The organism is Aliiruegeria lutimaris (assembly GCF_900099935.1).
GTDB classification, from domain to species: domain Bacteria; phylum Pseudomonadota; class Alphaproteobacteria; order Rhodobacterales; family Rhodobacteraceae; genus Tropicimonas; species Tropicimonas lutimaris.
In genome coordinates, this window is record NZ_FNEK01000010.1 from 1 (window position 1) to 13,114 (window position 13,114).

Below are 13,114 nucleotides of genomic sequence, written 5' to 3' on the forward strand. Positions count from 1 at the left end.
CCAGGGCAGCCAGTTCACATCCATCGACTTCATCAAGGCGCTGAAGGCTACCGAGATCCAGATCAGCATGGATGGAAAAGGCGCCTGGCGCGACAACGTATTCGTCGAGCGTCTCTGGAGGACGATCAAGTATGAAGAGGTCTACCTTCACGCCTATGACAGCGTCTCCGAGGCTCGCGCGGGCCTCGCCCGATACCTGGCCTTCTACAACACGCGGAGACCGCATTCATCGCTGGACGGGCAAACGCCCGATCAGGCATATCTCAACCCGCCACGGCCAGTCCCGGTCGCGGAATAACTGAGCGGAAGATCCACTTAGAAAACGGCTTCAACCTGTTCAGACAAACCGAGCCACCTCTAATAAAGGCTGCCATGAAAATTTCGAGCCCCATGCCACTATTTTGCGGGATGTCGAAATAAAAACCAGTGGCCTCCGATTGAACCGTGACCCAGACGTCGTACGGTTGATCATCCCTGTGGTGAAATCGGAACCGTAAGTCTGTCTGACCATAGGAAAAGCGTTCGTCGTCCCAAATTAGTTCCATGAACGTCACGCGGGAATGAGGGTAGTGAACGAGGCGTAAGACCGGGTCCATTACCCGGCTTTCCATAGCAATGAACGGCTTCTGTGTATGGTTGTTGATGAAGGTGCCGACTAGCCAGTCCTTGTAGATAACGCTCGACTGAACCTGCAGATGGGGTGGAGGAGGCGACATAGTGGAAGCACCAACGGTGGACCAGTCCGCGTTCAGCCATCTCGAGCAATCTGAAAGCCTGTCCGGCCGAAACGCGCAGGTGGTCTTTCAACAGATGGAATGGGAATAGACAGGCATTTCGCGTTCGAGTCTGTAATATCGATGCGGGCGGCCCTCAGGGCCGCCCGCACCATTATCTCGGAACCTGGCTTCAGGCCTTGTATTCTTTTGACTTGAACGACACGGCTCGGGCTTGGGGGGGCGCATCCGCAAGTTTCCGGATGTTGCCGAATGTGAGCTTGTACTCCGGCAAGATCAGCTCACTGACGCCCGGGTTCACCACATTGCCCTGACTACCGGCAGGCGAGCCGAAGACCATCGCGACATGCCCGCGCTTGGCGGTATCCGTGGGATATGCCATGCCCTGTGTTGCCCCGTTCTCGTTGGTGATCTCGATGAGATCGCCGGCGGAGATATCCAGTTCCGCCATGTCTTCGCCATTCATCTCGATGAACGGATACGGGAAACGGTCCTGGATGAAGTCACTGTCCTGATCCAGGAACTGATTCTGCCAGAAGATGTTGGCGCGGACGTTGTTGATGAAGAAATCGTGGTTCTCAGCTTCACGTGCCTTTCCGGCCGCGGCATAGCCACGCCATTGGGCGGCGCAGAACAGCGCCTTCTTGTCCTCGCGTCCATGCCGGTCGAACTTGCCATCGGCGTAGAGGCGCGGCACGCCGACAAGCTTGCCGTCCTCGAAGCCCACGACAGGTTCCTGTACCCCGTTGTTGCCCATGGCGCGCAGGCGCTCATAGGTAACTTCCGGATTACCGGCATTGTAGCCGTCCATGAAGGCGTCTTCTTCGGTTTCCCAATCGTAGCCCTTGAACTGGTCTGCATAGGTTTCGTTGCCCATGTCGCGCAGGACCCGCTCCATGTGCTGGGCCATATTGGCCGCGATCAGGCAATCGGGCTTCGAGTTGCCGAACGGATCCATGTACCGCTCGGACAGGCGCATGCGACGTTCGCCGTTCATCGACGTGAGGTTCATCTCGTTCGATTCACAGGCCGGCAAGATGACATGGGCATTCCGACCAACCTGGGAGTGGATGATGTCCACATCGACGACGAAAATGCCGCCGGCATTGACCGCCGCGACAATGGCATCCACCAGTTCTTCGCGCGTGCCGCCGGCGGCAGCATCCATGGCGTCCTTGACCATGTCCGAGCGTTTCTTGAGCACGCGTTTGAATTGCGAAGCGTTCAGCGTCGTCTTGTAGTGGTCGCAGGCCCAGATGTGATAGACCTTGCCGCCCCCCTTGATGAGGAACTGGTCGACATATTCAGCCGGACGTCCGACATGCGCGTCTCCCGGACGATAATAGCCTTCCTGGTGACCACCCAGACGGCAGCAGCCTCCGCCTTCGCGACCGATGTTGCCGGTCGCAAGCGAGATGTTCACCAGCGAGCCGATAGTACGGTAGTTGTCGTTGCCCCAGATGATGCCTTTCTCGTAGGCCGTCACGCATTTGCGGCGCGCGCCATCATCATGAGGCTTGGCGATCCACTCGGCGGCCTTCACGATGTCGGCACCATCGACGCCGCAGATCTCGGCCGCTTCCTCGATCGATGTTCGGCAGGTCTGCAACGCGTAGTCGAGGCTGCCGAGACCGGCCGGTTGGCTTGACCCTTCGGCCACCGCTTCGCCGTCCTGGAAGGTCGACGCTGCGATGAACTCGTTGTCGGTCCAGCCATTGTCGACGATGTGGGTCAGAAGCGCATTGAACAAGGCCATGTCCGTGCCTGGCTTGATTGCCAGGTGCAGAACGTTGTCCTTGCCGGCGACTTCTTCGGCTGCATGGACCGTGACTGTCCGGCGCGGGTCCACCATGATGAACCTTGCCCCATTCCGCAGCCCTGGAACCATGTGGTTCAGGAACAGGTTGGTCTGGGTTTCCAGCGAGTTCGCACCGATCATGAAGATCGTGTCGGTCACTTCGTAGTCGGAATAGCTGTAGTTTAGCTCGCCCACGCCCATATCCCGCGACGAATGGACTTCCGAGTTGTAGGCCGGGCGGTTGTGGATACGGCAATTCTTGACCTTCATGCTCTCGAAATAGAGCTTGCCGGTTCCCCAGGTGTTTTCATATCCGCCGGCGGATCCGCCGTGATCGAACATGGATACCACCAGTTCGTCCTCGCCATAGTCGTTGACGACTTTCGCCGTAACTCGAGCGACGAGGTCGAGCGCATCGTTCCAAGTGCTCGGCTGCCAGACCCCGTTGCGCCAGACCAGCGGGTCGGAAAGGCGTTGTTGCTGCGTGCCGGTAACCCGCGAGGGGCGGTTCTCCGCCATGCGCGCGCCTCGGATCGAAGCGAGGCCCGAGTTCACGACGCACTCTTCATCGGGGACCACGGCAAGGTGTACGTCCTGGCCATCTTGCCGAACGACATTGTACATTGACGGAGCGATCCATTTCCCGTCAGCGGGCTGCTGCTCGCTCAGGTCGATCCCGAAGGCGTTGTCGGTCGCCGTGCCCTGCTTGTTACGCGGCCAAGTGTATGCCTTGTATCCGCAACCGACGATGCAGTAGTGGCAGGTGACGTTCTGCACCTTGGCATCCGACGGCGGGATCGGCAGGCGGTCGATTTGTCTTTTATAGGCCATCTGTCTTTCCTCCCTCAGATCACGTTGGACGGACGACCGAAGATCAGGTCGCTGCACCCTTCGGCGTAGATGTCGCCATTGTCATCCACGCGAAGCGTGAACTGCGGAAGATTCTGGGTTGCGTGTCCCCAGATCTGTTGGCCACCGGCCTCCGCATCGAAGCGGGAGTAGTGCCCTGGACAGTTCAGGCTGCGGTCCTCGCCGTTATACGTCAAGTACCAGCCCTTGTGGGGGCACAGCACGGAGTAGGCGACAATGTCGTTATCCGGGCCAGCGCCGCCCTCAACGGCCTCTCCCAGTTTGAGCAGGATGCCCGGGCTGTCGGCGTCCGGATATTCGATGTCCATCGGCTCGTTGACTGCGAGGTCGGACAGGTTGGCGAGCTTGTTGGACGGGTAGTCCAATTGCGCGTTCGCCGGCCCAGCTTTTGCCGGTGCTGGCGCGATCGTGGAAACAGCGGCTCCCGCTGCTGCCACGGCCCCACCACGCAGGAACTGACGCCGGCCGACATCGACCATTTTCTTGCATCTCATTGGCATTTCCTCCCTTTGTGGGAGCAGCTTATCACGCGGCCGAAAGCGTCGGGCTGTGGGGATTGGGCGTTGACGCCCGGTAATCATCTGTTTTTCAACCCAAAAAGACGACGTTCAGAAACCCGAACATCCCCGCGAGGGTTCGTTTCACTCGGGTGTTTCCGAAAGCCCGAGCTTTTGCATCTTGTCCCAGAGTGTGGTTCGGGAGATGCCGAGCAGTTCCGCGGTGCGCGCCAGTTTGTGGCCTGTGTGATCGAGCGCATCGATGATCTGACGCCGCTCAGCGGCCGCCCGCACCTCGGCCAGCGACATGAAATGGCCGCCATGTGCAAGCCGTTCGGGAAAGATGTCCGATGGCTGAAGATAGGTGCCCGTCGCGGACTGGACACCTTTCGACAGCCGCATCTTCACTTCACGCCCGCCACCGGGCCAGTCATGCGCCCGGATCGCCTGCTCGCAGAGGCTGCCGAGGCCGAGTAATGGTTTGGTCCTGCGGGCGTTCATGTCCGGAAAGGCCTGCAACGCGAGCCAAAGAGCATCTTCTGTCCGGCCGCCAAGTGGCGGCAGCGGAATTTCCAGAAAGTTCAGCCGGTAGAACAGTTCCGCCCTCTCGCTTCCATGCTGCGACTCCTCCTCGGGATCCAGTCCACAGGACGCGACGATCCGACCCGCGAAGCCGCGATCAATCGCCTCTAGAAGCGATCCGACCGATGCCGGCGGCAGCCTGTCCAATGCGTGCAGAAAAAAGATACCTTCTCCGGTGCCGCGCATTGCACCTGAAATCGACGTTTCCAGATCGTGTTCACGGGCGACGTTGATTGCGACGAACGGGGCCGCAGAACGGTCTGACAGCTCATGAATACGCCGTGCAAGTTGTTCCTTTCCGGTTCCAGATCCGCCTCGGATAAGAACCGCACGATCCGTTTGCGCCGCAAGGCGAGCTTGTTCTTCGACACGGCGAGCAATGGGAGAAATGCCGAGTATTGGCGGCAAGCCGTTCCCGGCAACAGGCGCAAGCAGCATTACCAGTCGCTCCAGAAACACCGACATCTCAAACGGTTTGCATACATAGTCCGCCGCGCCAGCATGCATCAGCCGAACGGCCTGTTCGATGCCGCCATGGCCGGTAATGAACAGAAATGGGGGCGGTGTGGCCGTTTCGCAGAGGGTCTCGAACAGTGCCTCACCATTTCCATCCGGCAACCTGATATCACAAACGACCGCGTCGATCCGCGCCCGCGGCGTTCGAAGCGCCCCGACCGCCCTCGCCGCCTGTTTCAGCCAGATCACCTCGGCGCCTTCGAGTTCCAGACGTTGCTGGATCGACGCGCCCATGAACTCGTCGTCTTCCACCAGCGCGATACGGTAACCGCTTAACATGGCTCGCATCTCCTGCCGTATGTCGCGGCAGGCAGGTCGACACGAATTCTGGTCTCACCATCCTCCCGGTCAACAAAAATACTTCCAGACAGACCCTTCACCAGATCGCGCACAAGCCGCAGGCCCACGCCGCCACCGGGAGCAACCGGCTCTGACGACAAAAGACGCCTGCGGGCGGACTCGGAGATTCCGGGGCCATTGTCGGAAACAATGAGAGAGACCGTTCCATCCTCCGCCTCCGAAAACGACAACCCGATCTCACCACCCTCACCCGCCGCCGTCGAGGCATTCAGCAACAGGTTCAACAGGATTTGACGGGTCGGAGCCGCCGGAACCTCTCTTTCTTTTCCCGGCGAAAGCCGAACCGTCCACGATAGTCTCTGCACTCTCCACCGGATTTCCGGGTAGATCAGCAGTTTCACATCGTCAAGATCTTCGGCCGTCAACGGTGTCGCGGACCGGTCCATACGGTTTTCGTCAAGGATTGCTCGGGTGACGTCCTTCATGTGACGCAACCCCCGCGTCAGCAGGTCGGCTGATGAACGAACGACATCGGGGCGTTCGGCGTATTCCTTGATTGTGTCTGCCGCGTTTAGCAATCCACCGAGCGGATTGTTTATCTCATGTGCGAGAGAAGAAGATAGCCGGCCAAGGCTGACAAATCGCTCACGCTCCGCCAATCGTCGCTCCGCTTCAGCCTTGTGCTCGATGGCTGTGGTCATGTTGTTGTAGGTTTCGAAGAGCCTTGTAAGTTCGGTATCCCCGCGCGGCACATATGAAATTGGAGTAGCCTCGGGACTTCCGGTTGTTTCTTCCATGTGTTTCGCGAGTCGAGTGATTGGCGAGAGCATCCGACGGGTTGCCAGATAGCCCAGTATTGCAAGTATTCCGGTCGCAAGCGCGTTTCCGAGCAAGAGCAACCTGGTGGCTCGCCGCCGCTCCTGAACAAGATCGGAAATATTCAATTCCGAAACTATCTCGCCGACCCGCCGACCCTGGAAAATCAGCGGGGCCCTCAGAAGTATCTGGCTTGCCTGACCGGCAACGCTGAGATCATCGAGAGTTTTTGCATTCACAAAAAAGGCGGCAACAGGGCTATCCAAAGGCGCGCGGCGCGGGTCCGTCGCTGCGAGCACTTGGCCGGTTTCGTCGCTCACCACCGTGAAAATCAGCCGATTCCCTTCGGCTCCTTGGGTAGCCCGATCCAGTGTATCGTATACTTCCCAGATGTCCTCTCGAAGCACAAAGGGACCAAGCGCAACAGAAAGCGCCTTAAAATGCAGCTCGGCAATCTCTCGAACTCTCTCATCCTGAACCTCCGTCAAAGTTTCAAGAACTTGCCGAGAAGCGACCACGCCGACGAGAACCATCAAGCTGGCAGCGATCAAGGGCACTCGGATCGAAAGCGAGGTCGAAAAAGGCAACATCATTATTAAAGCGCCTCGATTTCTGCCATCCGTTTAGCGATACCGTCGAAAAGACCGGGACTAGCCGGCGCCATGCCGTCAAGTGTCAACAGATCAAGTGCATTGCGTCCGCGATCCGAGTTGCCAATTCCCCGTAGCGCGTTACCGAGGCGTTCGACTGTGGCCTCCCGCAAGCGATCCGAACGCGCGCAGAACGGCGGAAACCCCATCCACTCGGATTTCCATATCACGCGAGTTCCCTTCGTTAATTGAGGCTCGCGGGTGGTCAGAGCTTCCCAGACGTATCCATCGACGCTTCCCGATCTCACCAAACCATCTGCGACAGCTCTGACGACGTTGCGATGACCGTAGGTAAAGATTCCCCTTCGAAAGAAGGTCTCGGGTGAGCGCCCGATACGGGCAAGCTCCGAAGCTGTGACAAGATATCCCGAGTTTGAATCCGGATCCGAGAACGCATGCGTCGCGCCTTCAAGGTCCGATAGGGCAGACGCCGCATCATCACGACCCACGATGAGATAGGATTGGTACAGAGGCCGGCCGTTCCACAAGGGGACTGCCAGAATGGACAAAACATCGGCATGTTGAAGAAAAGGATAGCCGCAGAGCCAGGCCGCATCGACAGATCCGCTAAGCAAAAGCCCGGTGACCTCCTCATAGGTACGTCGCTGCTCGAACCCCACCGCGGCACCCAGAATGGATTCCAGAGCACTTTGAAAGTGTTTAAGTACAATCGCATCGTTGTCCAGGAAGACAGGTGTGAGACCTAAACGAAACGCAACTGGTTCTTCAGCCACCAAGGGTTTGCAGTACAGTATGCTCGTGCTTGCACAGCCGAGGAATTGTCTCCGGTTCATCGTGATTGCCTCCCCATGGAAATGTTAACGACCAGTTGTATGTATCGGCAACGTAAGCTCTTTCGGCATAACCCATTTCGGGAATTCGAAAAGGCCCTACGACTCCACCGTCGAGTTTGCTACGGTCATCAGACGCAAGCCTCAGAAAGGTTTCACCTATGCGCTATGAACGACCGAAAACGACTGCTGAAGTGACGAACCTGCTGGCAGGCGCGGTCGGCAGAGCTTTTGTACTTGCGGGCGGCACAGATCTGCTCGTCCGCATGAAGAGCGACGATTTCGAAGTGGATCTTGTTGTCGACATCAAGGCTATTCCCAGCATGAGTGAAATCTCCGAGACCGCAGACGGTTTCGAGATCGGCGCGGCTGTTCCCTGCGCCGTTCTTGGAGAAAACAAGGCGCTCGTGGCCGCCTGGCCCGGCGTCGTGGAGGCTGCGAACCTGATCGGATCCACACAGATCCAGGGCAGATGCACGATTGCCGGCAACCTTTGCAACGCGTCGCCTGCGGCGGACAGCGTTCCGGCAATGGTGGCTGCGGGGGCTCATGCGAGAATTGCCTCCCCAGATGGCGCCAAAATCGTTGCGGTGGAAGAAATACCTGTGGGGCCCGGCGAGACATCACTGAAAAAAGGCGAATTCATCGAAGCGATCCTGATTCCCAAGCGGTCGCCGCGTTCTGGCGATGCGTATCTTCGTTTCATCCCGCGCACCGAAATGGACATCGCGGTTGTTGGTGCCGGTGTCAGGCTTACGCTTGACGAACAAGGGGGGATCGAATCCGCGCGAGTCGCGCTCGGGGCCGTGGGCCCCAAGGTTGTCCTGTCTGAAGAAGCGGCCCGCGCTATTGTCGGCTCCAAGCTCGAAGAGGCTGCGCTCGATGCGCTCGCTGAAGCCTGTTCTGCGGCAAGTACGCCGATAGATGACAAGCGTGGGACGGTAGAATTTCGAAAGCATGTCGTCGGTGTTCTTGCACGACGCGCCGCGAAACTTGCCTACAAACGTGCAGGAGAGAATTGATGGTGTCGGTACCTGTTTCAACGACGATAAACTCGGATGAAGTAGAGTTCCTGTGTCGGGCCGACGAGTCTCTGCTCGACGTCTTGCGGAACCGCCTCGGTCTCATGGGCGCAAAGGAAGGCTGCGGCACCGGCGATTGCGGCGCCTGCAGCGTGATCATGGATGGCAGGATCGTCTGTTCCTGCCTAGTCTTGGGGGCCGAAGCCGAAGGCCGGACAATCGAGACGATCGAAGGCATGGCAGACGGAAACGAACTCCATCCGCTCCAGAAGAAATTCATAGAACATGCCGCCTTGCAATGCGGGATCTGCACGCCCGGTTTCCTGATGGCGGCAAAGGCTTTGCTCGACGCCAACCCGGATCCGACGGAAGAGGAGATCAGGTTCTGGCTGGCCGGCAATCTGTGCCGCTGCACCGGGTATGACAAGATCGTCCGCGCGGTCGCCGACGCGGCGCAGGAGATGAGGGGAAAACGGGCATGAATTTCGATCCTACCTACCGAAGCCAGAAATTCAGGTCTGTCGGCACCCGTCCGCGTCGCCCCGATGGCATCGACAAGGTCACGGGACGGGCGCGGTATGGCGCGGATTTCAACATGCCGGGCCAACTGGTCGGCCGGATCCTGCGCAGCCCACATGCCCACGCACGCATCGTCCGGATCGACACGGCTCGGGCGGAGGCGGTCAAGGGGGTCAAGGCCATTGTAACCGCCTCCGACCTGCCGGACCTGACCAATGGAAACCAATCGCTGTTCAACATTCTCGACAACTGCATGGCCCGTTCGAAGGTGCTCTATGACGGCCATGCTGTCGCGGCCGTTGCGGCGATCGACGCAAATGCGGCGAAACAGGCGCTGAAACTGATCGAGGTCGAGTACGAAGTTCTGCCGCATGTGGTCGATGTCGATGCGGCGATGCTGCCCGACGCACCGCTGATCGACAAAACCCTGTTCACGGGTGGCGTCGAGCCGACGCCGGAGACACCTTCAAATGTGGCGCTGCGCTCCGAGTTTGGCCACGGAGATATCGAGTCCGGCTTCGCACAGGCCGATATCGTCGTCGAGCGCAGTTACAGGACGGAACAAACCCATCAGGGTTACATCGAGCCGCATGCCTGCGTGGCAAGCTGCAACAGTGACGGAACGGCGGAACTCTGGGTCTGCACGCAGGGCCATTTCGTATTTCGCCAGACCTGCGCAGACCTGCTCGGGCTCGATGTCTCGAAGCTTCGCGTGACCTCCTCCGAGATTGGCGGCGGCTTCGGCGGCAAGACCCATGTCTGGGTCGAACCCGTGGCCCTGGCGCTGTCTCGCAAGGCGGGACGACCGGTGAAGCTGGTCATGTCTCGCGAAGAGGTCTTCCGCGCTTCCGGTCCGACGAGCGCAACGTCGATCGACGTGAAGATCGGTGCGCGCAAGGATGGAACCATCACCGCCGCCGCGGCCAACCTCCGCTACACCAACGGGCCATACGCCGACATCTGGGCAGAACTCGGCGCGATGACGTCTTTTGCCTGCTACGACCTGGAGAACGTCAAGACGGTCGGTTTCGAGGTTCTCGTGAACCGGCCAAAGGTCGCGGCCTATCGCGCGCCGTCCGCACCCATGGCGGCCTTTGCCGTCGAAAGCACGATAGACGAACTCGCCCAGGAGCTCGGAATGGATCCTGTCGAGTTTCGCATCCAAAATGCCGCCAGCGAAGGAACCAAGTCCTCCTATGGGCCGGTTTACGGACCTATCGGGATCGGACCAACGCTCGAGGCCGCGCAATCACATCCACACGTGAAAGCGCCTCTGGGGCCGAACCAGGGGCGCGGCATGGCCTGTGGCTTCTGGTTCAACTTTGGCGGTCAGACCTGCACCGACCTGAACGTCAACGTGGACGGTACCGTCACACTGGCCGTCGGCACTGTCGATGTGGGCGGATCGCGCGCGTCACTGTCGTTGATCGCGGCGGAGGAACTTGGCATCGCCTACGAGGACGTGAAAGCCGTCGTGGCCGACACCGCGACGCTCGGCTACAACGACATGACGGATGGTAGCCGCGGCACCTTCTCGTCTTCGATGGCGACGATCTCGGCTGCGCGGAATGCCATCGGCGTGATGCGCCATCGTGCGGCCCTGCAATGGGATATTCCGGTCGAAGACGTCACCTGGGAAGACGGGAATGCAAAGGCCAGTGGAGAAAAATACGGAAATCTCTCGCCACTCTCGATCAAGGAGATCGCAGCGGCCTCCGGCAACACGGGCGGGCCGATTGCGGGACACAGCGAAATGGTCGCCGATGGCGCCGGGGTGTCCTTTGCGACCCATATCTGCGATGTGGAGGTGGACCCCGAAACCGGGTCAACACGCATCGTCCGCTACACCGTGATCCAGGACGCCGGCAAAGCGGTGCATCCCGCCTACGTGGAGGGCCAGTACCAGGGCGGTGCGGCACAGGGGATCGGATGGGCCCTGAACGAGGAGTACATCTATGGTGAAGACGGGCGATTGCAGAACCCGGGGTTCCTCGACTACCGAATTCCCGTCTGTTCCGACCTACCGATGATCGACACGCAGATCCTGGAAATCCCCAATCCGAACCACCCCTATGGTGTGCGCGGCGTGGGCGAAACATCGATCGTGCCGCCGCTCGCGGCAATCGCAAACGCGATCTCCAACGCGGTCGGCATTCGGATGACCCATATTCCGATGTCGCCTCCCCGGATTCTGGCGGCGTTGAACCGCGAAAGGAACCAATAGTGGTTGACGTGAAGCTATGGGCCGGTCTCGTCCCGCTTGCCGACAATCAGCAAACCGTCACGGTCGAGGCCGGAACGGTTCGCGAATTGTTGCGCCAGCTGGGGGACCGGTATCCGGGACTTCGGGAGCCGATCAAGAACGAAGTGGCGGTGGTCATGGACGGCACGATCTACCGGAACGACTGGTCGGTGGAACTTCCTGAAAACGCCGAGGTCTTCTTGATTCGACGTCTTGCGGGCGGATAGGCGAAGTGGAAAACGCGATAACAGGAAGGCCAGTGCAGATACCCGCTCTCGGTCTGGTGACAGACCCTTTCACCACGCTACTAGCAAATGATGAGGACGCCGTTCTGGCACTGATCATCGGCGTCGAAGGCCCATCCTACCGCCCCGTCGGCGCGGCGATGACGGTTTTCGCGGGGAGGGGGCGTGCGGGAACGCTCTCCTCAGGCTGTGTGGAAGAAGACATCTCCAACCACGCCTTGGAGACTCTTTCGGCCGGGGTACCGAAACTGCTGCGCTACGGGCGCGGGTCGCCATTCATGGACATTCAGCTTCCCTGTGGCGGCGGGCTCGATATCCTTCTCGTTCCTAGGCCAGACCGGCAGGCGCTGCGCGAGCTTGTTGCCCGCCGCACCGCCCGGCATCCCTGCGTGCTGGAAGTCGATTGCGAGACCGGCGCGATGTCTTTGCTCGAAGACGGAACCACGGGGCGCCATGAGACGCTCTTTCGTGTGAGATACCTGCCCGAAATCCGGTTCCTTGTCTTCGGCAAGGGACCGGAGGCCAGTACCTTCTCGGCACTGGTGCAAGCGGCCGGCTATCCTAATCTGCTGCTGTCGCCGGACGAGGAAACGCTCGAAGCCGCCGCGCCCCTCGGGTGCAGAACCCGTTTTCTCCTTCGTCAGGACATGCCCGACGAACTTGAGGTGGACCCGTGGACAGCCATCACCCTCTTCTTTCACGACCACGATTGGGAGCCACCGATCCTGAAAGCTGCACTGGAGACTCCGGCCTTCTACATCGGTTCACAAGGCAGCCAGAGAGCGCGTGACGCCCGAATGCTGATATTGGAGGCGATGGGCGTTGATGAGAAGAGCCGCGCCCGACTACATGGACCGGTGGGGCTGATCCCGTCGGCAAGAGATGCCGGCACGCTTGCCGTTTCCGTGCTGGCCGAGATCCTCGCCAAAGCCGCGGAATTGCATCGATGATCCGGGTCGGCGTGCTGCTGGCTGCGGGCTATTCGCGACGCTTCGGCCCAACGAACAAGCTGTTGGCCCTCTTTCGCGGGGCACCACTGGCAACCTGCGCCGCAAACGCAATGCGCGCGGCGGAACTGGACCACCGCATCGCAGTGGTGGCCGATCCGGCGCTGACGCCACTCCTGGAGGACTTCACCATCGTGCCCCTCGCCGAAGGTGACATGCTGCAGTCCGACAGCCTGAAGGCCGGCATCCGGGAGGCTGCCCGCCACCGACCAAACCGCGTTCTGTTCGCCCTCGCCGACATGCCCTGCGTGAGCGCCGATCTGCTCGACCGTGTGCTCCGAACCTGCAGCGACACGCACGCCAGCGCTGTCACCGACGGCAGGCGTCGAATGCCTCCGGCCTGTTTCCCCGGCCAACAACTCGCCGATTTCCAGCGCCTTGAAGGAGACCGTGGGGCCGGATCGCTTCTCACCGCTCTGCCGGAAAACCAACTCGTCTCCGTTTCCGCTGCCTGCCTCGGCGACGTCGACACGAAAGCCGACCTCGAGGCGCTGGAATGGCTTTGAGTGTGGAAACCGCCGGAAG

12 protein-coding genes are annotated in these 13,114 nt (G+C 59.9%); 7 read left to right on the forward strand and 5 right to left on the reverse strand.

The genetic code is table 11. The features are described 5' to 3' along the window. Positions 1–298: integrase core domain-containing protein (locus BLR85_RS06535; RefSeq protein ID WP_139188317.1), on the forward strand; the 298-nt coding region annotated here is incomplete at its 5' end. Between the two features lie 608 nt (positions 299–906). Here BLR85_RS06535 and BLR85_RS06545 read toward each other — a convergent pair. From BLR85_RS06545 to BLR85_RS06565, 5 genes are all read right to left on the reverse strand, one after another. Continuing rightward, a complete protein-coding gene (locus tag BLR85_RS06545; RefSeq protein ID WP_093152012.1) occupies positions 907–3,363 on the reverse strand; it encodes an arsenate reductase (azurin) large subunit in 2,457 nt (818 codons plus the stop codon). Between the two features lie 14 nt (positions 3,364–3,377). Further along, entirely contained in the window at positions 3,378–3,896 is a 519-nt protein-coding gene (locus BLR85_RS06550) for an arsenate reductase (azurin) small subunit (RefSeq protein ID WP_093152016.1), read from the reverse strand. Positions 3,897–4,043: 147 nt separating this feature from the next. After that, positions 4,044–5,276 (reverse strand): sigma-54-dependent transcriptional regulator, encoded by a 1,233-nt coding sequence (locus BLR85_RS06555; RefSeq protein ID WP_093152020.1) that lies wholly within the window; start codon positions 5,274–5,276, stop codon positions 4,044–4,046. Continuing rightward, on the reverse strand, positions 5,270–6,706 hold the full coding sequence (locus tag BLR85_RS06560) for a sensor histidine kinase (RefSeq protein WP_244520629.1): 1,437 nt from the start codon (positions 6,704–6,706) through the stop codon (positions 5,270–5,272). Before BLR85_RS06560 ends, BLR85_RS06555 begins: the two co-directional genes overlap by 7 nt. A gap of 2 nt (positions 6,707–6,708) precedes the next feature. Then, positions 6,709–7,557 carry a substrate-binding domain-containing protein gene (locus tag BLR85_RS06565; RefSeq protein WP_093152025.1) on the reverse strand — a complete coding sequence of 283 codons (849 nt, stop codon included), beginning with the start codon at positions 7,555–7,557 and terminating at the stop codon, positions 6,709–6,711. A 158-nt stretch (positions 7,558–7,715) separates the two neighbouring features. Here BLR85_RS06565 and BLR85_RS06570 point away from each other — a divergent pair, with 158 nt between their 5' ends. The 6 genes from BLR85_RS06570 to BLR85_RS06595 are packed head-to-tail and all read left to right on the forward strand — an operon-like array spanning position 7,716 to position 13,095. Then, positions 7,716–8,576, forward strand: coding sequence for an FAD binding domain-containing protein (locus BLR85_RS06570; protein WP_093152029.1), 861 nt, complete (start codon positions 7,716–7,718; stop codon positions 8,574–8,576). Next, positions 8,576–9,058, forward strand: a complete 483-nt coding sequence (locus tag BLR85_RS06575; RefSeq protein WP_093152033.1) for a (2Fe-2S)-binding protein — start codon at positions 8,576–8,578, stop codon at positions 9,056–9,058. Before BLR85_RS06570 ends, BLR85_RS06575 begins: the two co-directional genes overlap by 1 nt. Further along, positions 9,055–11,319 carry a xanthine dehydrogenase family protein molybdopterin-binding subunit gene (locus BLR85_RS06580; protein ID WP_093152038.1) on the forward strand — a complete coding sequence of 755 codons (2,265 nt, stop codon included), beginning with the start codon at positions 9,055–9,057 and terminating at the stop codon, positions 11,317–11,319. Before BLR85_RS06575 ends, BLR85_RS06580 begins: the two co-directional genes overlap by 4 nt. After that, on the forward strand, positions 11,319–11,564 hold the full coding sequence (locus BLR85_RS06585) for a MoaD/ThiS family protein (protein WP_093152043.1): 246 nt from the start codon (positions 11,319–11,321) through the stop codon (positions 11,562–11,564). Before BLR85_RS06580 ends, BLR85_RS06585 begins: the two co-directional genes overlap by 1 nt. A 32-nt stretch (positions 11,565–11,596) precedes the next feature. Beyond that, the gene (locus BLR85_RS06590) at positions 11,597–12,532 is read left to right on the forward strand and encodes an XdhC family protein (protein WP_139188318.1); all 936 of its coding nucleotides are present in this window, start codon (positions 11,597–11,599) and stop codon (positions 12,530–12,532) included. Continuing rightward, positions 12,529–13,095: a nucleotidyltransferase family protein gene (locus tag BLR85_RS06595; RefSeq protein ID WP_093152052.1), complete on the forward strand. Its 567-nt coding sequence runs from the start codon at positions 12,529–12,531 to the stop codon at positions 13,093–13,095. Before BLR85_RS06590 ends, BLR85_RS06595 begins: the two co-directional genes overlap by 4 nt. Positions 13,096–13,114 lie beyond the last annotated feature (19 nt).